Source organism: Rugamonas sp. GW822-FHT03B10 (genome assembly GCF_058801745.1).
Map to the genome: position 1 here is coordinate 274,131 of NZ_JBXANP010000002.1, position 20,576 is coordinate 294,706.

Genomic DNA, 20,576 nt, shown 5'->3' on the forward strand with positions numbered 1-20,576 from the left:
TGGGCGCGGCGCGGCGCCCGTTCCGACATCTTTCAGTAGAGGCAACAGTGAGCAATATCGTCGATAGCGCCAAGACCTTGGGCGACAGGATCTGGTTTTCCCGCGAGGCGTGGTTGCGCGCCGAATCGCGGTTGCTGTCCAACCAGGGGCATGCGCAACGGTTGCTGGTGGTCTATTCCATCTACAGCCTGTGCTTCGCGATCGCCTTGTTGAAATACAAGGTCGTCTCGGATGACTTCCAGAACATCTTTTCCGTGGTGCTGGCCGTGATGCTGATGGCCTTGTCGCTGCACCTCAATACCCGCAATTTCCGCGACCGCGCGCAGCAGTTTAAGAGCGGTTATCTGAAGTTGATGGATATAGAGAGCAGGATCATGCAGGTGGCGTTGCAGCGCACGCCGCAAGCGATGCTCGACGACTACAACGACCTGTGCGCCAGCTATAAACAGGTGCTCAACGATGTCGAGCACCACACGGCCGGCGACGCGCTGTTGGCGCGCTACCGCGCCGGTGCCGACCGCAGCGGCGCCGGATTGACGGTGTTCGAACATGCGCACGTGGTCGGATTGCTGGCGTGGCGCGCGCTGTGGCTGGCGTTGTTCTACCTGGGGCCGGTGCTGGCGTTGGCCGTGTGCTATCTCGGCATCCGCAACAACCTGTTCTGACAGGTGCGGCTGTCAGCGCGACAGCGGGGCGCTGGCGCCGAAGGTGTTGGTCGAGCCGCCCTCGGCCGTGACGATGTAGAGCTGGCCGCCGGCCAGGAACAGGCCGCCGGGGTTGGCGCCGAGCACATTGTTGATCTGGATATCGGTGCTGCCGCCGCTGTAGACGATGTGCCACACCGTCTTGCCGTTCACCACGGTCGAGCTCACGCCGCTGCCGGTGACGCTGACGGTGGCGTCCGACGCCGTGGCCGTGCCGCGGTCGACGGTGCCCATCAAGCTCTGGCCCGACTGCAGGTGGACGGTGGCGTTGTTTTCCGTCGTCACATATTGCAGCGTGGCGATGGGCTTGGAATAAACGCCGGTGGCCACCAGCGCGCCGCTGCAATCCTCATTGTCGAAATAATCGATCCGGTCCGACAGGGTGGCCGTCGTGGCGCTGGCCGTGAGCGTGGCCACGGTGATGGTTTCACGGTGGTGGAATTGACACACATCCTTCCAGTCGCCCACATATTTGGAAAATGGCGCCGTGGTCGGTGGATTGACGACGCCACCGGCCGAACTGCCGCCGCCACCACAGGCGGATAAAACGGACGCTGCTGCCACGCAGGCGAAGGCATGTTTCATATTGAATTCCCGATCGGTCGGAGATATAGGAAATTCAATTATAGCCAATGCCATTGGCGACCCATCGTGCCATTCTGGAGGATATCCACTAACCGCGTTGTTTATCGTCGCCGATTAAATGGCGCGCCTGTGGCGGCAGGCCCCCGCTTATTTTCCCGGATTGGAATCGACGACGGCGCCGGCGGTGGCGAAGCGCCGTGCCTGCCGCCGGAACATGCCGGATTCTGGCGCTTATGTGCCAGAAGTTGGCATGAAGTGCAGGGATTTCCCCTGCTGGCGCCCGCGTCGGAGGCGGAACCGGGCCAGCCAGCGGTCGAAACGTGCGCGGCTGGCGGCAACGGCGTCCGGGCCCCGCTTCATATTATCGAGTCGGATTATTTCCACGTTGCGCCCATCGGGCGCGTTGAATATATGGACTAAATAGGGCGTGATGAAATCAACGTGCCGGTTGGACGGCGGTTCCAATGCGCCGCCGCTGGAGACGATAATCCGCAGCGGCCGGTTTTTTAATAAGCCGAGTTTCCCGTCCGGTGTGGATTGAAAAGTCCGGTCCGGCCGCACGACATAATCGACCCGGGTTTTCAGCGTGGCCGGTCCCGTTCATGCCGCCACCTGCGCGGGCAGGTCAGGCGGATCAGGAGACCAGCGCCGTGCCGTCCTGCGCCGCGTCCGGCTCGGCGCAGGCGTTCGCGTGGGGCGTCACGGCGGGCAGCGTGAAATGCAGGCGCACGCCCTGGCCGGGCGCGCTGTCGAGCCGCAGCTGGCCTTTGAAGATCGCCTGCACCAGATTGTTGACGATCGATAGCCCGAGCCCGGAGCCGCCCTTGCCCAGTTTGGTCGTGTAGAACGGCTCGAACACGCGGTGCTGGAGCTCGGCCGGTATGCCGTGGCCGTCGTCGCTGTAGTGCAGTTCGACCATGCCGCCGGCGCTGCCGGCCTCGATCACGATGCGGCCGCCGGGCCTGCCGTCGAAGCCGTGGGTGATGGAGTTCATCACGATGTTGTTGACGATCTGTTCCAGGTGGCCCGGATAGCTGTCCATCATGATGCCGTCCGCGATCCGCAGGTCGACGGCGACCCTGGCCCGGCGCAGCCGCGCGCCCAGCGCCGTCAGGCTGTCCTGCACCGTGGTGCGCAGGTCGAAGCTGCGGCGGCGCTGGCTGGTCTGGTCCACGGACACCCGTTTGAAGCTTTCGATCAGCTCGTTCGAGCGGTGGCCGTTGCGGGCGATGATGTCGCTCGCGTTCAGGCATTCGTGCAAGCCTTGCAGCAGGCCCGAGCGGGTCAGACCGTTGTGTTCGGCCGCGGCGCACAGCTCGCCCAGCTTGTCGGTCAGCGCCGTCGCGGCCAGCACCATGTTGCCGATCGGCGTGTTCAGCTCATGCGACACGCCGGCCACCAGCACTCCGAGCGAGGCCAGCTTTTCCGATTCCACGATCTGCTCCATGGCCTGCCGCAGTTCGCCCGTGCGCGCCTCGACCCGCGATTCGAGCTGCTCGTTCAGTTCGCGCAGCGCCTGCTCGATGCGCTTGCGCTCGGTCAGGTCGATATGGGTGCAGATCATGCGCAGCGGCTGGCCGGCGCCGTCGCGGCTGACGATGGTGCCGTTGTCGAGCACCCATTTCCAGCCGCCGTCGCGGCCCAGGGTCCGGTATTCCTCCTTGTAGCGGCGGCTGACTCCGTTGAAATGGTCGCGCAGCGCCGCCTGCAGCCGCGGCAGGTCGTCCGGATGCACGAGGCTGTCGCGCCAGGTGGCCGTCGGCACCACCTCGTGTTCGGCGTAGCCGTGGATGGTGCGCCAGCACGGCGAGAACAGCACCTGGCCGTTGGGGATGTCCCAGTCCCACACGCCGTAGCCGGCGCCCTCGAGCGCGAAGTTCCAACGTTCCTCGGCCGCCCGCAGGGCTTGGGCGGCGGCCCGGTGCTGGCAGCGGCGCTGGGCCTCCTTCAGCTCGCGCGCGATGGCCGGCCCCAGCCGGGCCAGGTCGCCCTTCATCACGTAGTCGTGGGCGCCGGCCCGCATCAGGGCCACGGCCGTCTCCTCGCCGATGGTGTTGGCGACGACGATGAACGGCAAGTCCAGCCCGGCCGCGTGCAGGTGGGCCAGCGCGATGCTGGCGTTCGGGTCCGGCAGGTTGTGGTCCGCCAGCACCACGTCCCAGCGCCGCGCGGCGAGCGCCGCGCGCAGGCCGGCCGCCGTCTCCACCCGCTCCAGCGTGACGTCGTAGCCGGCCTTGCGCAGGTAGCGCTCGACCAGCTCGGCATCGCTGTCGCAATCTTCCACCAGCAGGACGGCAAGCGGGGTCATGGGTGCTCTCGGGGGGGGGGGGGCGGTACCAGCCAGTATAAACCCAGCGGGCGCGCGGTTTCGGAAAATTGCGCGCAATCCATGGGCAGGCGCAGGTCGCGGCGCGCCGTTCTTGTCCTGCCGCCCAATTCTGTGCCAGCGGGCAACACTCGGGTGGGCGGCGCGCGTTATTCAGACTACAATAATGGAAGCGGGCGCCGGCTGTCGTGGACAGTCATGGCCCCGGCTCCGGCGTCGCGCGTGGCGACCGGCCCCCAGCGGTGGAGACAAATGAGTCCGGACCCCAGTCAGTACGCCTACATCTCCGTGATGGCCGACGCCATCCTGAGCGCCATCCTGATCTTCCTGTGGCTGATGCAGCGCAAGGAGCGACATGCGCTGTACTGGGCCATGGGCCAGTTGTCCATCATGGCCGCCTTCGCGCTGTGGTTCTCGGGGGTGCCCGCGCTCGAGCCGCTGCGCCGGCCGCTGGGCGCGCTGCTGATCACGGGCGGCGCGGCCGGCTACTGGGCCGGCACCCAGTTCTTCCTGGGCGGACTGCGGCGCGCCGACGGCGCCTGGCCGCTGCTGGGCTTTGTGCTGCTGGCCGGCGCCCTGCACCTGTGGTGGAGCGCCGACCCGGCCGTCGTGTTCCCGTCCGGCGGCGCGCTGCTGTGCCTGGTCATGGTGTGGACCGGCGTGCGCCTCGGATGGGGCCGCCATCTGTACCGCTATCGCCTGCTGGGCCTCACCATGGTCGTGCGCGGCGTGTTCAACCTGGCCGGCAGCCTGAGCATGGTGCCGCAGGCCTATCTGTACTGGTTCGTCGCCAGTTCCGTGCTCAAGTCGCTGTCCATGCTGGGCCTGATCTACGCCGTGCTGCACGAGAACCGGCAGCGCTACGCCAGCACCATCGACAGCCTCAGCAACGGCTTCCTGATCCGCGACAAGCGCGGCTATGTGCACGTGGCCAACGAGCGCTGCGCCAGCCTGCTCGGCTATGGCAGCGCCGCCGACCTGATCGGGCGCAACGTGACCGACCTGCTGCCTGGCCTCACGCGCCAGATGGCCGACGACTATTTCGCCATGTTCGAGGCGCCCGGCGCCCGCTATCCGATCACCCAGGAGGTGGAGCTGACGCTGCACAACGGCGCCCGGCTGCCGGTGGAGATGATGGCCTCGCCCTACATCGAGCGGGGCCGCCTGTACTGCCTGGTGCAACTGCTCGACATCTCCGAACGCAAGAAGAAGGATGCGCTGCTGGACCAGGCGGCCCGGGTCGACCCGGTCACGGGCCTGGGCAACCGCTACGCGCTGGCCGAGCGGCTGCGCACCGACATCGCGCACGCCCAGGCCGGCGGGCGCGCCTGCGCGCTGCTGTTCATCGACCTCGACAAGTTCAAGCGCATCAACGACTCGTACGGCCACAGCGTCGGCGACGAATTGCTGCGCAAGGTGGCCCAGCGCCTGCAGCCGCTGCTGGGGCCGCGCGACATGCTGGCCCGCTTCGGCGGCGACGAGTTCATCGCCGCGCTGCCCGACCTGCCGGCCGCCGACGCCGAGGCCCGGGCCCGGGCCTGCGCCCAGGCCATCCTGGCCGCCATGGGGCCGGCGTTCGACGTGGCGCACCACACGGTGGCCGTGTCGGCCAGCATCGGCCTGGCCTGCTATCCGCGCCACGGCGGCGATGGCGACACCCTGCTGCGCCACGCCGACATCGCCATGTACGAGGCCAAGAAGGGGGGCCGGGGCGAGCTGCGCTTCTTCAGCGACGCCATGAACGCGGCCGCGCGCGACGCGCTGGTGATCGACGGCGCGCTGCGCCACGCCATCGCGGCCAACGAGTTCCGGCTCGAATACCAGGTGATCGCCGAGGCCGGCAGCGGCCGCGTGGGCAAGGTGGAAGCGTTGCTGCGCTGGCGCAGCGCCACGCTGGGCACGGTGACGCCGGACCGCTTCATCCCGGTGGCCGAGGACAGCGGCATGATCGTCGAACTGGGCAGCTGGGTGCTGGAGGAGGCGTGCCGCCAGGCGGCCCAGTGGCGCGGCGGCCCGCTGGCCGGCGTGCGCATCAGCATCAACGTGTCGGCCTGGCAGCTGGCCGACCCCGGCTTCGTGGCCCTGGTGGAGGCCACGCTGGCGCGCCACGGCCTGCCCGGTACGCTGCTGGAATTGGAGCTGACCGAGCGCGTGCTGATCGACGACGGCCCCAACGTGCGCAGCGTGCTCGAACGGCTGCGCGCGCTCGACGTGAGCGTGTCGCTCGACGATTTCGGCACCGGCTATTCCTCGCTCAGCTACCTGACCCAGTTCCAGCTCAACACGCTCAAGATCGACCGCGCCTTCGTCATGGACATCGAGCACAGCGCCCGCAGCAACAGCCTGGTGCACGCCATCATCGCCATGGGCCACAGCCTGGGCCTGCAACTGGTGGCCGAGGGCGTGGAGACCGATGGCCAGGCCCGCATCCTGGCGCGCATGGGTTGCCATTACCTGCAGGGTTTCCACATCGCCCGCCCGGCCGCGCCCGAGCAGTTGTTGCTGTTCGCCGCGCCCCGGCCCGAGGCGGCCAGCGGTGCGGCCAGCGGTGCGCCCGTCTAAGGTCCGCGCCACGTAAAATCTCCTGCAGGTTGGCCGCCAGACGATTATGATGGGAAATAGAAACATCCCTTCTGCAAGTTGATCCTGGCCCGATATCTGGAGGTGGACATGAATGCGTTTGCATGGGTGGACCGGCTGCGCCTGCCGCACAAGTTCCTGATCCTGAGCGTGATCGCGGTGGTGCTGGCGGCCATCCCCAGTTATCTGTACATGCGCGAAGCGGCCAGGGGACTGGACGCCTACCTCGCCGAGCAGGAGGGCGTGCCCCGCGTGGCCGACGTGCTCAAGACCATCCAGCTGACCCAGCAGCACCGCGGCCTGTCGGCCCTGTTGCTGGGCCAGGTGGCCGGGGTGGAGGGCAAGCGCCAGGCCAAGCAGGACGAGGCCGACCAGTCGTACGCCAGGGTCGACGCCTTCGTCAAACAGATCAACGACAAGGGCGTGGCGGCGGCCTGGGACGAGGCGCGCGCCGACTGGGAGCGCCTGCGCGCGGGCGTGTCCGGCCGCACGCTGACGGTGGCGCAGAGCTTCGCCGCCCACACGGCGCTGGTGCCCAAGCTGCTCAGGGTGGGCGACCTGGTCGGCGATTACTACGGCCTGAGCCTGGACCCCGACAAGGACAGCTACCAGCTGATCCAGTCCACCTACTACCAGCTGCCCTACCTGACGGAGGAGCTGGGCAAGACGCGCGCGCTGGGCGCCGCCCTGCTGGCGCGGCACGAGGCCACGCCCGAGGAGCGGGCGCGGCTGGCCGGCTACATCGGCCGCGTCAACGACCGCCAGGCCCAGGCCCTGACGGCGTACAACAAGGCGGCCGCCGCCAATCCCGCGCTGGAGACGGCGCTGGACCCGGCCATGCGCGAAGCCACCGCCGCCGCGGCCGCCTTCACCCGGCTGGCCGGCGAGCAGGTGGTGCAGGCCGACACCCTCAGCTATTCGCCGGAACAGTTCGTGGACCTGGCCACCCGCACCATCGATTCGCAGTTCAAGGTCAATGAACTGGCGGCGGCCCGGATCACGGCCATGCTCAAGACCAAGATCGCCGACTTCCATGTCACGCGCTGGCTGATGCTGGCCAGCATGCTGGGCTTGCTGGCGCTGGCCGGCGGCGTGGCCTGGCTGATCTCGCGCTCCGTCACGGTGCCGCTGCAGAACGCCGTGACGGTGGCGCAAAGCGTGGCGCGCGGCGACCTGGTGTCGGACTTCGACGTGGGCGCGCCCAACGAGGTGGGGCAGATGCTGCGCGCCCTCAAGCACATGAACGACAGCCTGCGCACCATCGTCAGCGACGTGCGGGCCAGCATCGACAACATCGGCGCGGCCACGCGCGACATCGCCAGCGGCAACGCCGACGTGTCGGCCCGGCTCGAGGCGCAGGCGTCGAGCCTGGAGCAGACCGCCTCGTCGATGGAGGAACTGACCGGCACCGTGCGCCAGAACGCCGAGAACGCGCGCCAGGCCAACGCGCTGGTGGTCAACGCCTCGGCCGTGGCCACGCGCGGCGGCGAGGTGGTGTCGCAGGTGGTGCGGACCATGGGCGAGATCGACGCCAGCTCGCACCGCATCGTCGACATCATCGCCACCATCGACGGCATCGCGTTCCAGACCAACATCCTGGCCCTGAACGCGGCGGTCGAGGCGGCCCGCGCCGGCGAGCAGGGGCGCGGCTTCGCCGTGGTGGCGTCCGAGGTGCGCAACCTGGCCCAGCGCTCGGGCGCGGCCGCCAAGGAGATCAAGGACCTGATCGGGCAGAGCGTGGAGAAGGTGGACGCCGGCAACAAGCTGGCCGACCGCGCCGGCCAGGCCATGGGCGAGATCGTGGGCAGCGTCGAGCGCATCACGGCCATCATGGGCGAGATCGCCACCGCATCGGCCGAGCAGGGCAGCGGCATCGAGCAGGTCAACCAGGCCGTCACCCAGATGGACGACATGACCCAGCAGAACGCGGCGCTGGTGGAGCAGACGGCGGCCGCCTCGGCCAGCCTGCAGGAACAGGCGGAAAGCCTGATCGCCTCGATGAGCGTGTTCCGGCTCGATGACGATGGCCGGGCCGGGTCCGGCGGCGCGCCGGCGCCCGCGCGCGCCGGCGTGCGCGCCGTGGCGCCGGTGGCGGGGCGCCGGGCGCTGTCGCACTCGTGAGGGGAACGGCGGCGCGGACTTATCTGGCCGGCGCCGGCATGTCCTGCGCCGCCTCCTCGTCCGTCAGGATCCACACCTCCTTGATGTCGCCGTTGGCGTCCTCGGTGTAGTACACCAGCATGCCGCTGCCGCGCAGGCTGGCCGGCATTTCGATCATGTTGTCCTGGTTGAAGATGCGGGCCGCCGGCGACAGCTTGCGTGGCTTGCCGTCGATGCTGAGGTCGGGGTAATAACCGGGCGTCATCCGGCCGCGCTTGATGTCGGCCGGGAACGGCCGGGCGCTGGCCAGCAGCGGCAGCGCCACCACGGCCGCCAGCAGCGCGGCCACACTACGTTTGATCCACATATGCATTCCATCGTGACGTCGGGGAGCGTCTAGCTTACCCCAGTTCGGCCCGGCGGGGGCGGCTCCGGCCATGCGCGCGCGGCCCGCATTGGAGGCTTTCCTCTAAACCGGCGCCGCACGGCCGCACGGCCGCGCGAACCCGCTCCGCCCCGCATGCGCCGGCGTTGCGCGAATTTGTCCAAACGGCAAAATCACCACCCGGTCATCAAACTGTCATGCGACCGTCACGCAGCCGTCACATGCCCTTCCTACAATCCTGCAAGTTTTGTTATTCGGCAAGTTCGCCGGGGCGCGGAATGTCGTAACTTCTCCCATCAACGTACGAAAGTCCTATCATGCAACAGCATCTCCGTTTAAAACCGATCTGCCTGCTGGTCCTGCAATCGCTGGCCTGCTATGCCCACGCCGCGCCCGATGCGGCTGACGCGGCCGTCGCCGGACAGGCCGAGGCCGCCGTCGCGGCCGCCGCCGGCGCGCCGGTGCAGGTGGTGGAAGTCCTGGGCCAGGGCCAGTCGCGCCAGGTGCAGAACCTGAACCACGCGGAACTGGCCAAGGCCCTGCCGGGCACCAGCCCGCTGAAGGCGCTGGAGAAGCTGCCCGGCGTGAACTTCCAGTCGTCCGACCCGTTCGGCGCCTACGAGTGGTCGACCCGCTTCAGCGTGCGCGGCTTCAACCAGAGCCAGCTGGGCTTCACGCTGGACGACATCCCGCTCGGCGACATGAGCTACGGTAACAACAACGGCCTGCACATCAGCCGCGCCATCTCGTCCGAGAACGTCGGCCGCGTGGCCATCTCGCAGGGCGCCGGCGCGCTGGGCACGGCCTCGACCAGCAACCTGGGCGGCACCGTGCAGTTCATCACGCTGGCCCCCACCGACGAGCGCGGCGTGACCGTCAGCCAGACCGTGGGCGCCGACCGCACCTCGCGCACCTTCGTGCGTTTCGATAGCGGCCTGATCAACGACAGCACCAAGTTCTTCATCAGCGGCACGCGCCAGCGCGCCGACAAATGGAAGGGCGCCGGCGCCCAGGACCAGGACCAGATCAACACGCGCGTGGAACACCAGTTCGGCGAGAACACGCTGACGGCCTTCTACAACACCTCCGACCGCAAGGAAACGGACTACCAGGATCTGTCGCTGGAAATGGCGCAGCGCCTCGGCTACAACTGGGACAACTACGCGCCCGACTGGCAGCGCGCCGTGAACGCGGCCAAGGGCATCTTCACCGGCCCGGACAACAACATGGACGACGCCTACTACCTCGGCCGCGGCCTGCGCAAGGACTCGCTGGGCGGCCTGTCGGCGGACCTGAAGATTTCGCCGTCGGCCTGGTTCAAGACCAGCTACTACCACCACAGCAATGAAGGCCAGGGCCACTGGTACACGCCGTACCAGGCCTCGTCGCCGACCGTGCCGATCGCGATCCGCACCACCGAATACTCGATCGGCCGCGACGGCCTGGTCAACGACCTCAACGTGGAGTGGGGTGCGCACACGATCGCCGCCGGCTTCTGGGGCGAGCGCAGCCTGCACCGCCTGACCCGCAACTTCTACGCCGTCAACGGTCCAGAGGACACCAGCCACTTCCTGAGCAACCCGTTCAAGACCGGCTTCGAGCAGGACTTCACCACCACCACCACCCAGTTCTACCTGCAGGACACCTACCGCGCGCTGGACGGCAAGCTGAAGATCAACGCCGGCTTCAAGAGCCCGAAAGTGAGCATCAATGCGACCAACCTGATGCCCGGCCGCGCCGCCGGCGAGGTGGTGGCGTCCAAGTCCTTCCTGCCGCAGCTGGGCCTGAACTACAGCGTGAGCCGCGACGACGAGGTGTTCGCCTCGGCCTCGCAGAACATGCGCGCCTACCAGCCGGGCGTGAACGGCCCGTTCTCGCAGACCCAGGACGCGTTCGACCAGAGCGCGTCCAACCTCAAGCCTGAGACCTCCGTCAACGTCGACCTCGGCTACCGCTTCAAGCGGCGCGACCTGCAAGGCTCGCTGGCCGTGTACCACGCCGACTTCGACGACCGCCAGCTCAACGTGGCCACCTGCGTCGGCATCGCCGGCTGCCCGAGCACCGTCGTCAACGTGGGCAAGGTCGAAACCAAGGGCCTGGAAGCGGTGGCCGAGTGGAAGTTCCTGCCGGACTACACGTGGTTCAACACCTTCACCTACAACGACTCCAAGTACAAATCGAACTACCTCGATAACGGCAAGCTGGTGGCCGTCAGCGGCAAGCAGGTGGTGGACACCCCGCGCACCATGTTCGACACCGAAGTGGGCTACGACAACCGGGTCTGGTTCGCACGCCTGGGCGCCAAGTACACGGGCAAGCGCTACTACACCTACCTCAACGATGGCGCCGTGCCGTCGTTCTGGGTGGCCAACCTGTCGGCCGGCTACAAGCTGAAATCGGTGGGCATGCTGAAGGAACTGTCGCTGCAGTTCAACGTGACCAACCTGTTCGACAAGCAGTACTTCAGCTCGATCGGCACCAACGGCTTCACCGCCTCCGACCCGACCGGCAGCTTCGCCACGCTGCAGTCGGCGGCGCCGCGCAAGGCCTACCTGACCCTGAGCGGCAAGCTGTAAGCGCGGCAGCAGCGCGCGCATGGCAGAGCGCGGCGGGACGGGCGCGGCGGCGACGCCGTGGCCGGCCCCGCCGCGCTGTTTTTCCTTTGCGAGAGAGAGTCCGATGTCCCCATCCCGTTCGTCCATCCCCACCGTCCCCGCCATCACCGTGGCCGCCCTGGCGATGCTGGCCGCCGCGCCCGCCAGTCGGGCCGCCGGCGCCACCACGCCGATCGAACACGTGATCGTGCTGGTGGGCGAGAACCGCACCTTCGACAACCTGTACGGCGTGTACGAGCCCCCCCGTGGCCAGAGCGTGGCCAACCTGCTGTCGAAGAAGATCGTCAACCGCGACGGCACGCCCGGCCCGCGCTTCCGCGACGCGGCGCAAAAGCTGGGCCTGTCCACCGGCGCCTACACGCCCACGCCCGAGTTCAACGGCGTGTACGGCCAGCTGCCGCAGCCATGGGCGGCCGGCGCCTTCGGCCAGCGCCAGGACGTGCCCGACGCGCGCTTCCCGGCCGACCTGCCCAACGGCCCGTTCCAGATCACGCGCCACGTCAGCTACGGCGCGCACACGGGCGACCCCACGCACCGCTTCTTCCAGATGTGGCAGCAGGTCAACGGCGGCAAGCACGACCTGTTCGTGTGGGTGGCCGACCAGACCGGCCCCGGCCCCAGCAACCCGTTCCCGCTGGCGCCGGGCAAGACCCACCAGGGCGCCATCGCCATGGGCTTCTACAACATGGCGGCCGGCGACGCGCCGCTGTTCAAGCGGCTGGCCGAGCAGTACGCGATCGCCGACAACTACCACCAGCCGGTGATGGGCGGCACCACGGCCAACTACTTCGCGCTGGCCACGGCCGACGTCGGCGTGTACACGGACCCGAACAGCGGCCAGCCCGCCATGCCGCCGGCCAAACAGATCGAGAACCCGGACGCCCAGCCCGGCACCAACAACTGGTACGTGGAGGACGGCTACCGGGGCGGCACCTACGTCAACTGCGCCGACCAGGCGCAGCCGGGCGTGGCCGGCATCCGCAAGCTGCTGGGCACGCTGCCCTACCGCCCCTTCAACGACGGCAACTGCGCGCCCGGCGCCTGGTACATGGTCAACAACACCGAGCCCGCCTACGCGCCGCTGGGCCAGCCGCTGGCGCTGGGCGACGACAAGTTCATCCTGCCGCCGCAGAGCATGCCCCACATCGGCGACGCCATGACGGCCGGCGGCGTGGCGTGGAAGTGGTACAGCGGCGGGCGCAACGACGGCGTCAAAGTGGACAAGGAATACTGCGGCATGTGCGACACGCCGACCTTCTTCCGCTCCACCATGACGGGGCCGGACAAGGACAAGCTGGTCGACCTGATGCAGTTCTACGTGGACGTGAAGGACGAGGCGACGTTCCCGCAGGTGGCCGTGATCGCCCCCTACGACAGCATCTCGGGCCACCCCGGCTACGCCATGCAGCCGAGCTTCGACCAGCTGGTGGCCGACGTGCTGGAGCGGGTGCGCGCCAATCCCGCGCTGTGGGCCAAGACCGCGATCCTGGTCACGTTCGACGAGGGCGGCGGCTATTACGACTCCGGCTACGTGCAGCTGATCGACTTCTTCGGCGACGGCACGCGGGTGCCGCTGATCGCCATCTCGCCCTACGCGCGCAAGGGCGTGGTCGACCACACGTACTACGACCACGCCTCGATCGCCAAGTTCATCGAGCGCAACTGGAACCTGCCGCCGCTGTCGGCGCGCAGCCGCGACAACCTGCCCAATCCGGTGCACGTCGCGGCCGACCCCTACGTGCCGGCCAACCGGCCCGCCATCGGCGACCTGATGAACCTGTTCGATTTCCGCAGCCGGCCATAAGGCCACCAAAACCGGGGTCAGGTCATGAAGCCGGGCAACTTGCCCGGTTTCATGACCTGACCCCGGTTTTTCTACTTAGCCGGTCCGGTTGCGCTGCTGCCAGGCGGCCAAGGCGGCGAAGTAGGCGGCCCGTTCTTCCGCGTACAGGTCCTCCACGCAGTGGGCGCAGCCGCTGTGGCAGCAGGCGTTCGGGTCGGGCGGCTCGGGCGCCACCGGCATCGGGTCCTCCACCGGCGCAGCGGTTGCCGGCTCTATCATCGTCGCTTGCTCAGTCATCGTTGCTTGCTCATGGTTATTCATGGTTCATCCATCGGCAGCGCCAGCAGCGCCATGTTGCGGCCTTTTTCCTTGGCCTGGTACAGCGCGCGGTCGGCCTGGCGCACCAGCATGTCGGGCGTGCCGCCCTCCGTGGGCACCATCACGGCCACGCCCACGCTGACGGTCACCATGCCGAACGGCGAACCGTCGTGCGGCAGGCGCAGCCGCGCCAGCTCGGCGCAGATGGCCTCGGCCACGCCGAACGCGTCGGTGGCGTCGGTGGCGGCGGCCAGCAGCGCGAACTCCTCGCCGCCGTAGCGCGCCACCAGGTCGCTGGTGCGCCGGCCATGGGCCGTGATCAATGCTGCCACCTTCTGCAGGCAGGCGTCGCCGGCCAGGTGGCCGTAGCGGTCGTTGTATTTCTTGAAGTGGTCGACGTCGAGCATCGACAGCGCCAGCGACTGCCCGGTGCGCGCGGCGCGCCGCCATTCGGCCTCCAGCGCCGCGTCGAAGCCGCGCCGGTTGCGCACGCCCGTCAGGCCGTCCGTGGTGCTGAGCGCGGCCAGCTTGCGGTTGCTTTCCTCCAGCGCGGTGGTGCGGGCCGCCACCAGCTGTTCGAGCTGGCGCTGGTGGCGCGTGAGCCGCGCGATGCGCCAGCGGTGCGCGCCCAGCAGGCCCGCCGCCACCAGCGCGCCGGCCAGCGCGCGGAACCACCACGTCTGCCACAGCGGCGGTTCGATCGTCACCAGCAGCGTGGCCGGCTGCGGATTCCACACGCCGCGGTGGTTGGCGGCGCGCACGCGGAACAGGTACTGGCCGGGATTGAGGTTGGTGTAGGTGGCGCTGCGGTGGGCCGCGTCCGTCTCCACCCAGTCGCGGTCGAAGCCGACCAGCTGGTAGGCGTAGCGGTTGGCGGCCGGGTCGGCGTAGTGCAGGGCGGCGAATTCGAGCGAGAACACCGACGCCTGCGACGACAGCGTGAGCGCGGTGGGCGCCGTCAGCGGCCCCGTCACCGTCACGCCCGCGCCCAGCTTGCCGTCGTAGATCGAGTGGTTGAACACCGAGATGTCGCTGATGGCCACCTGCGGCGCCACCGAGCTGCTGCGCACGGCGTCCGGCGTGACGGCGGTCAGCCCGTGCACGCTGCCGAAATACAGTTCGCCGTCGCCGGCCACGGCCGAATTGATGATGAAGCCCTCCGTCAGCCCGTCCGTGGCCGTGTAGTGGCTGGCCTGGCCGGTGGCCGGGTCGAGCCGGTACAGGCCGGTGAGCGTGCTGCACCAGAGCCGGCCGCGCGCGTCGTCGCGCATGGCCAGCACCTTCTCACCGCCCAGCGCGGCGCCGTAGTGGCGGAAGCGCAGGCCGCCGTCCGGCTGCGGCTCGGCCAGCTGCAGGCCGCGCCCGGTGCCGACCCAGATCCGGCCCTGGCCGTCGCGGTGCAGGCTGGCCACGTTGTCGTCGGCCAGGCTGTGCGGGTCGCCGTCGCGGTGGGTGTAGTGGCGGAACCGGCCGCTGGCCGGGTCGAGCACGTCCAGCCCGCCGCCGTTCCATTCCGAACCGGCCCACACCCGGCCGCGCGCGTCCTCCAGCACGGCCGAGGTGCCGTCCACGCTGCGGCTGTCGGGGTCGCGCGGGTCGTGGCGGTACACGCGGCGCGCGTCGCTGGCCGGTTCGTAGCGGATCAGGCTGTTGCCGGTGGCCAGCCACAGCACGCCGCCGGCGCCGGGCGCGATGGCGTTGATGTAGTCGCTGGCCGGATTGCCGAAGTGCACCACGCGGAACGGGCCGTCGGGCCGGTCCAGCCGGTTCAGGCCGTCGGAGGTGCCCAGCCACAGCGGGCCGTGGCCGGCCACGTCCTGGTACAGGCTGTAGACGATGTCCTGGCTCAGCGCGCCGGCCTTGCCGGGCTGGGCCCGGTAGTTGCGCAGCACGCGGTTGCTGGCCAGGTCGTACAGGCTGAGGCCGGTGTCGCTGCCCAGCCACAGCCGGCCGCCCGGCGCGCGCGCCATGGCCAGCATGGCGTCGCTGGCGCTGGCCGCCTCGCCGGGCGGGGGCAGCGGCACGTAGCGGGCCAGGCCGGCGCTCGACAGGTTGGCCAGGCTGATGCCGTCCGTGTACGAGGCGATCCACAACATGCCGCCGCGGTCCTGCATCACGGCCTTCAGGTTGTCGCTGGGCAGGCTGTAGGGGTCGTCGGGCGCGTGGTGGAAGCGCTCGAACCGGGCGCCGGCGCCGTTCCAGCGCAGCAGGCCGGCCGACAGCGTGGTGGCCCACAGCGTGCGCTGGCGGTCGAGGTAGAAGCTGGTGACGCGGCTGGCCGGCGCCGCCACCACCGCGCGCGCCGCCCACGGGCTGCGGCCATCCCAGCGCAGCACGCCGGCCTCGGTGCCTATCCACAGCGCGCCGGACGGGTCGAACTGCAGCGCGCGCACGATGTTGCGGCGCGCCTCGGGCCGGGGCGCGGGATCGGCCTGGCGGTGCACGAAGCCGTTGGCGCCGGGCGCCAGGTAGTCGAGGCCGCCGGGCCAGGTGGCGGCCCACACGCCGCCCACCGGGTCCAGCGCCAGCGCGTTCAGGTCGTTGCTGGCCAGGCTGTCGGGCCGGGCCGGGTCGTGGCTGTAGACGGTGAAGGCGCCGGTGGCCGGGTCGAAATGCTGCAGCCCGCCCCAGCTGGCCAGCCACATGCCGTGGCGGCCGTCCGACATGATGGCCTTGATGATGCGGTGGTTGTGCGGCCCGGTAGCCGGCGCGTAGACGGTGAAATCGTTGCGCTCGGGGTTGTAGCGCGCCAGGCCGTCCTGGGTGCCGGCCCAGATCCGGCCCTGGTCGTCCTCGTACAGCGCCGACACGCGGTTGTGCGGCAGGCTGTGCGCGTCGCCGGGCCGGTGCGCGTACTTGACGGCCTGGTAGCCGTTGTAGCGGTACAGGCCGTTGCTGAGGGTGCCCACCCACACATAGCCCTGGCGGTCCTGCAGCAGCGCCAGCATGGTCGGCTCGTCGTTGCCCAGCGGCCCCAGCTTCTGGAAGCGCAGCGCCGGCACCCCGGCCCGGGCCGGCGCCATGGCGGTCAGCAGGGTCAGCAGGGTGAACAGGGTCAGCAGCGTCAGCAGAGGCGGCAGGCCAGGCGCCTTCCAGCGCGCGGCCGGGCGGCGCGGCGGCGGGAATGGGGTGGGGCGCTCCGGATGGGGCGGCGGCGACACGTGCATGGCGGGGGAGTCGGCGGCGCGGCGGCGGCCGGAGGTTCAAATTGCTGGACGGAACGGCCATTATACCTTCCGTTTCAGCAATAGTTTGCCGCCAGCGCACTGTTTTCGTGGGCGGTTGCGGCGATTTAGGGTATAGTTTACGGCGCTGATATTGTATCCACGTCTGCGCGCGCCATGACGGGCACGCGCCGCGCTGGCTGCGCGGCCCGGCCGCCGTAGCGCGTCCTGCCCGTCCTGTCGCTTCCCCCGTGTCCGCATTGCTCGCGATGGCGAGTGCAGGTGCTTTTGGCCGGGCGGATCGTTGTTCGCAGAAAATGTTGTTAATTGAAGAAAGCATGGCTGACCGCTGGACGGAAGCCGAACCTTACTATGTCTGAAAACGAGATCATTTCCACTCCCGGCGCCGTTCCCGCGCAGGCCGCCGACGTGGCCGCCGAAGCCGGGGCCGCTCCGGCCGCTCCCGCCGCCGCCGAGGCGGTCGCCGCCGCCCCTGTGGCCGCCGCACCCGCAGCCGCCGCCGCACCCGCAGCCGCAGCCGCGCCGGCGGACCAGGTCCGCTTCGCCGATTTCGGCCTGTCGCCGCTGATCCTGCGCGCGCTGACCGACCAGGGCTATGTGCACCCGACGCCGATCCAGGCCCAGGCCATCCCCGTGCTGCTGCAAGGGCGCGACGTGATGGGCGCGGCCCAGACCGGCACCGGCAAGACGGCCGGTTTCGCGCTGCCCATCATCCAGATGCTGCTGGCGCACGCCAGCGCCAGCATGTCGCCGGCGCGCCACCCGGTGCGCGCGCTGATCCTCACCCCCACGCGCGAACTGGCGGTGCAGGTGGCCGACAACGTCAAGGCCTACGCCAAGCACACGCCGCTGCGCTCGACCGTGGTGTTCGGCGGCATGGACATGAAGGGCCAGACCGTGATCCTCAAGGGCGGCGTCGAGATCGTCATCGCCACCCCGGGCCGTCTGCTCGACCACGTGGAGCAAAAGAACATCAGCCTGGGCCAGGTGCAGATGCTGGTGATGGACGAGGCCGACCGCATGCTCGACATGGGCTTCCTGCCCGACCTGCAGCGCATCATCAACATGCTGCCCAAGCAGCGCCAGAACCTGATGTTCTCGGCCACGTTCTCGCCCGAGATCAAGAAGCTGGCCAACACCTTCCTCAACAACCCGCTGACGATCGAGGTGGCGCGCAGCAACGCCACGGCCGACAAGGTGACGCAGGTGGTCTACAAGGTGCCCGAAGAGCAGAAGCGCGACCTGGTGGCGCACCTGCTGCGCCAGCGCGACCTCAAGCAAGTGATCGTGTTCTCCAACACCAAGATCGGCGCCTCGCGCCTGGCGCGCGGGCTGGAGCAGGAGGGCATGAAGGCGTCCGCCATCCACGGCGACAAGACCCAGCAGGAGCGCATGGCCGCGCTGGACGCGTTCAAGAAGGGCGAGATCGACGTGCTGGTGGCCACCGACGTGGCCGCGCGCGGGCTCGACATCTCCGACCTGCCGTGCGTGATCAACTACGACCTGCCGTACAACGCCGAGGACTATGTGCACCGCATCGGCCGCACCGGCCGCGCCGGCGCCTCGGGCGACGCGATCTCGATCTATTCGGACAAGGATGAGCGGCTGCTGGTCGACATCGAAAAGCTGATCAAGCAGACCATCCGCCGCGGCACGCTGGACGGCTTCACGCCCGGCACCACGCGCGGCGGCGACGAGCGCCACGGCGAGCGCCGCGCGCGCCGTCCGGCCGATACCGACAGCCGCGCCCCGGCCGCCCGTATGGCCGAGCGCAGCCCGCGTCCGGCGCCCTCGTACAACGGCGCCGGTCCGCGCCGCGACAAGGTCGATCCGTGGTTCCTCAAGCCGTACGAGCCGGCCAAGAGCAGCGTGGCGCCGGCCGCCGCGCCGGCCACGGCCGCACCGGCCAAGTCCAAGCAGAAAGTGGCCGCCTTGCTGGGCGGCTTGCCCAAGTCCTGACGCGCTGACGGCTCCGCGCAAGCACCAAAACCGGGGTCAGGTCATACCATAAAGCAAGCTGCTCGCAGCTTGCTTTATGGTATGACCTGACCCCGGTTTTTTTTAATGCAGCACGACCTTGCGCAGGAACAGCGACAGGTGGCGGGTGTCGTTCGGGCCGGGCTCGCCCGGGGCTTCGTGCTGCAGCAGGATCTGTAACTGGCCTTGCTCGCGCACCGCTGCCGGCACCGGCAGCGGTTGCGCGTCCTGCAGGTTGTGCCAGCCCAGGTCGACGCCGTTGAGGTAGACCCGGGTGCGCTGGTTGCCTTTGAAGTAGTAGCCGGCGATCAGCACCGTGGCCGGCGAGTGCCGGCGGTCGAGCGCGACCTGCAGGCGCGACGTCGGGCCGTCCGACCACACGCCGTCCCAGTCGCTGCCGTTGCCTTCGGGCGTGGCCCAGCCATGCACCAGCAACTGGGTCTGCAATTGCTTGAAGTCGGCGTAGGCCAGCGTGCGCTCGGCGTTGCCGGCGCCGTTGTGGCAGTGCACCGGGCCGTTCAGGTAGCGCCAGCCGCGCATGCTGTGGGCGGTGCGGTTGTCTTCCTCGGCCAGCGTGTTGCCGGCGCCGCACAGCAGGGCGCCGATGGCGCTGTTGCCGCGGTTGTAGAGGATCTTCTGGCTGGGACCGTCCACGCTGAGCGCGACCACCTGCCCGGGCAGCAGCATGGCGTCGTTGTGGGTGTTGCGTTCGGCGAAGATCTCGGGCTCGGGGTTGACCCAGGCCGGATGGCGTTCCATCAGCCACGCGCTCAGCGGGCTCAGGTGGACGTAGTTGTAGCCGAACGCTTGCCAGGTGGCCACGCCCTGCACGAGGAAGATGGCCAGCAGCGGCGCCACCGGCCAGCGCGGCCAGGCGCGCAGCCGCCACAGCAGCGGGAACAGGAAGGCGCTGCCGGCCCAGAACGCGTAACGCATCTCGCCGGTGGCGGCCGAGTTCCAGTTCAGCACGGCCAGCGCGGGCAGCGCCAGCGCCAGCGAGAACGCGGTGCACACGGCCAGCAGCGCCAGGTCGCGTCGCCGTTCGGCGCGCGGCCGGCCGCGCCAGCCGAACAGCAGCAGCGCGGCCCAGATGCCGGGTATGCCGATCAGCATGCCCTGGTTCAGGTCGAAATAGAACGAGTGCAACCGGGTGCCGTTGATCAGGCCGGGGTCGGAGAACAGCTTGGCGATCACGTTGGGCACGCCGAATTGCCACAGGTTGAACAGCGGCGCCAGCGCGAACACGGCGCCGCCGGCCGCCAGCGCGGCCAGGTGGCGGCCGCGCGGCAGGCCGGCCAGCACGCCGGGCCAGCCGCTGCCCGCTTCGTAGTGCAGGCACAGGCGCAGCAGCGGGGCGAAGCCGAGGAACACGACGATGGTGGGGTTTTGCAGCGACGCCAGCCCGGCCAGCAGGCAGGCGGCCAGCGGCATGCCGTCGCAGTACAGCACCAGCGCCGCCAGCAGGGCCGCCGCGCTCAGGCATTCGGGGCTGCCCCAGTCCCAGTACTGCAGGCCGCCGCACAGCATGAACAGGGCCACGCCCAGCAGCGCCTTGGGCCCCGAGCGGAACAGCCGGTACAGGCTCAGGCCGAGGATGAACACCATCGCCAGGTTGACGACCTGGTAGGCGCGGAACGGTTCCGCGCCCGCCGCTTGCAGCAGCTTGAACGGCAGCGCCGCCAGCAGCGCGTAGCCGAAGAAGTGGACCGCGTACACCCGGCCATCCTTGCCGCGCGTGAAGGCCGCGTACAGCGTGGGTTGCCGGGTCGCCATGTCGTGTTCGATCAGTTCGTACACGGGGATGCGGCTGGGCACCAGCTGCTTGGCGACGGCGATGTCGTCGAGCCGGATGTCGGGCGAGGCGTGGCGCGCCAGCGCGATCGTCTGCAGCGAGTATTCGACGGCGTCGCCGTTGTGGTCGGGGCCGCGCGTGAACAGCAGGGCCAGCAGCAGGGCGGCCAGCATCAGGGCGAAGCGGAGGGGGCGCAGTGGCGTTGTCGTCATGTGCATGTGTGGGC

The 20,576-nt window shown here is 69.2% G+C and carries 13 protein-coding genes; 6 read left to right on the forward strand and 7 right to left on the reverse strand.

Annotated elements, in window-relative coordinates; translation table 11 throughout:
- The first annotated feature begins 47 nt into the window (after positions 1 to 47).
- Positions 48 to 665 (forward strand): SLATT domain-containing protein, encoded by a 618-nt coding sequence (locus AC1RQG_RS04465; protein WP_493128702.1) that lies wholly within the window; start codon positions 48 to 50, stop codon positions 663 to 665.
- Positions 666 to 677: 12 nt separating this feature from the next.
- On the opposite strand, the gene AC1RQG_RS04470 is transcribed toward AC1RQG_RS04465, so the two are convergent.
- From AC1RQG_RS04470 to AC1RQG_RS04480, 3 genes are all read right to left on the reverse strand, one after another.
- The gene (locus AC1RQG_RS04470; protein ID WP_493128704.1) at positions 678 to 1,289 is read right to left on the reverse strand and encodes a hypothetical protein; all 612 of its coding nucleotides are present in this window, start codon (positions 1,287 to 1,289) and stop codon (positions 678 to 680) included.
- 231 nt (positions 1,290 to 1,520) lie between these two features.
- A complete protein-coding gene (locus AC1RQG_RS04475) occupies positions 1,521 to 1,874 on the reverse strand; it encodes an NAD(P)H-dependent oxidoreductase (RefSeq protein WP_493129285.1) in 354 nt (117 codons plus the stop codon).
- A gap of 49 nt (positions 1,875 to 1,923) precedes the next feature.
- Positions 1,924 to 3,597, reverse strand: a complete 1,674-nt coding sequence (locus AC1RQG_RS04480; RefSeq protein ID WP_493128706.1) for a sensor histidine kinase — start codon at positions 3,595 to 3,597, stop codon at positions 1,924 to 1,926.
- A 270-nt stretch (positions 3,598 to 3,867) separates the two neighbouring features.
- Here AC1RQG_RS04480 and AC1RQG_RS04485 point away from each other — a divergent pair, with 270 nt between their 5' ends.
- Together AC1RQG_RS04485 and AC1RQG_RS04490 are read left to right on the forward strand one after the other, a co-directional pair.
- Positions 3,868 to 6,177, forward strand: a complete 2,310-nt coding sequence (locus AC1RQG_RS04485; protein WP_493128708.1) for a putative bifunctional diguanylate cyclase/phosphodiesterase — start codon at positions 3,868 to 3,870, stop codon at positions 6,175 to 6,177.
- A gap of 108 nt (positions 6,178 to 6,285) precedes the next feature.
- Positions 6,286 to 8,316 carry a methyl-accepting chemotaxis protein gene (locus tag AC1RQG_RS04490; protein ID WP_493128710.1) on the forward strand — a complete coding sequence of 677 codons (2,031 nt, stop codon included), beginning with the start codon at positions 6,286 to 6,288 and terminating at the stop codon, positions 8,314 to 8,316.
- Positions 8,317 to 8,335: 19 nt separating this feature from the next.
- On the opposite strand, the gene AC1RQG_RS04495 is transcribed toward AC1RQG_RS04490, so the two are convergent.
- Positions 8,336 to 8,662 carry a hypothetical protein gene (locus AC1RQG_RS04495; RefSeq protein WP_493128712.1) on the reverse strand — a complete coding sequence of 109 codons (327 nt, stop codon included), beginning with the start codon at positions 8,660 to 8,662 and terminating at the stop codon, positions 8,336 to 8,338.
- 335 nt (positions 8,663 to 8,997) lie between these two features.
- Here AC1RQG_RS04495 and AC1RQG_RS04500 point away from each other — a divergent pair, with 335 nt between their 5' ends.
- Together AC1RQG_RS04500 and AC1RQG_RS04505 are read left to right on the forward strand one after the other, a co-directional pair.
- Positions 8,998 to 11,256 carry a TonB-dependent receptor gene (locus tag AC1RQG_RS04500; protein ID WP_493128716.1) on the forward strand — a complete coding sequence of 753 codons (2,259 nt, stop codon included), beginning with the start codon at positions 8,998 to 9,000 and terminating at the stop codon, positions 11,254 to 11,256.
- Positions 11,257 to 11,359: 103 nt separating this feature from the next.
- Entirely contained in the window at positions 11,360 to 13,099 is a 1,740-nt protein-coding gene (locus AC1RQG_RS04505) for an alkaline phosphatase family protein (RefSeq protein ID WP_493128718.1), read from the forward strand.
- A 75-nt stretch (positions 13,100 to 13,174) separates the two neighbouring features.
- Here the strand turns inward: AC1RQG_RS04505 and AC1RQG_RS04510 are convergent, their stop codons facing one another.
- Together AC1RQG_RS04510 and AC1RQG_RS04515 are read right to left on the reverse strand one after the other, a co-directional pair.
- Positions 13,175 to 13,375 (reverse strand): oxidoreductase-like domain-containing protein, encoded by a 201-nt coding sequence (locus AC1RQG_RS04510; RefSeq protein ID WP_493128720.1) that lies wholly within the window; start codon positions 13,373 to 13,375, stop codon positions 13,175 to 13,177.
- Positions 13,376 to 13,395: 20 nt separating this feature from the next.
- Entirely contained in the window at positions 13,396 to 16,563 is a 3,168-nt protein-coding gene (locus tag AC1RQG_RS04515; RefSeq protein WP_493128723.1) for a ligand-binding sensor domain-containing diguanylate cyclase, read from the reverse strand.
- 369 nt (positions 16,564 to 16,932) lie between these two features.
- Between AC1RQG_RS04515 and AC1RQG_RS04520 the strand changes: the two genes are divergently transcribed.
- Positions 16,933 to 18,540 carry a DEAD/DEAH box helicase gene (locus AC1RQG_RS04520; protein ID WP_493128725.1) on the forward strand — a complete coding sequence of 536 codons (1,608 nt, stop codon included), beginning with the start codon at positions 16,933 to 16,935 and terminating at the stop codon, positions 18,538 to 18,540.
- A gap of 102 nt (positions 18,541 to 18,642) precedes the next feature.
- On the opposite strand, the gene AC1RQG_RS04525 is transcribed toward AC1RQG_RS04520, so the two are convergent.
- Positions 18,643 to 20,562, reverse strand: a complete 1,920-nt coding sequence (locus AC1RQG_RS04525; RefSeq protein ID WP_493128728.1) for a hypothetical protein — start codon at positions 20,560 to 20,562, stop codon at positions 18,643 to 18,645.
- Positions 20,563 to 20,576 lie beyond the last annotated feature (14 nt).

What these genes read in the sequence shown, in the direction of transcription:
- AC1RQG_RS04520 (WP_493128725.1), top strand. Translation starts at nt 16,933, where the DNA reads ATGTCTGAAAACGAGATCATTTCCACTCCCGGCGCCGTTCCCGCGCAG.
- AC1RQG_RS04485 (WP_493128708.1), top strand. Translation starts at nt 3,868, where the DNA reads ATGAGTCCGGACCCCAGTCAGTACGCCTACATCTCCGTGATGGCCGAC.
- AC1RQG_RS04515 (WP_493128723.1), bottom strand. Translation starts at nt 16,563, where the DNA reads ATGCACGTGTCGCCGCCGCCCCATCCGGAGCGCCCCACCCCATTCCCG.
- AC1RQG_RS04480 (WP_493128706.1), bottom strand. Translation starts at nt 3,597, where the DNA reads ATGACCCCGCTTGCCGTCCTGCTGGTGGAAGATTGCGACAGCGATGCC.
- AC1RQG_RS04505 (WP_493128718.1), top strand. Translation starts at nt 11,360, where the DNA reads ATGTCCCCATCCCGTTCGTCCATCCCCACCGTCCCCGCCATCACCGTG.
- AC1RQG_RS04495 (WP_493128712.1), bottom strand. Translation starts at nt 8,662, where the DNA reads ATGTGGATCAAACGTAGTGTGGCCGCGCTGCTGGCGGCCGTGGTGGCG.
- AC1RQG_RS04470 (WP_493128704.1), bottom strand. Translation starts at nt 1,289, where the DNA reads ATGAAACATGCCTTCGCCTGCGTGGCAGCAGCGTCCGTTTTATCCGCC.
- AC1RQG_RS04510 (WP_493128720.1), bottom strand. Translation starts at nt 13,375, where the DNA reads ATGACTGAGCAAGCGACGATGATAGAGCCGGCAACCGCTGCGCCGGTG.
- AC1RQG_RS04500 (WP_493128716.1), top strand. Translation starts at nt 8,998, where the DNA reads ATGCAACAGCATCTCCGTTTAAAACCGATCTGCCTGCTGGTCCTGCAA.
- AC1RQG_RS04490 (WP_493128710.1), top strand. Translation starts at nt 6,286, where the DNA reads ATGAATGCGTTTGCATGGGTGGACCGGCTGCGCCTGCCGCACAAGTTC.
- AC1RQG_RS04525 (WP_493128728.1), bottom strand. Translation starts at nt 20,562, where the DNA reads ATGACGACAACGCCACTGCGCCCCCTCCGCTTCGCCCTGATGCTGGCC.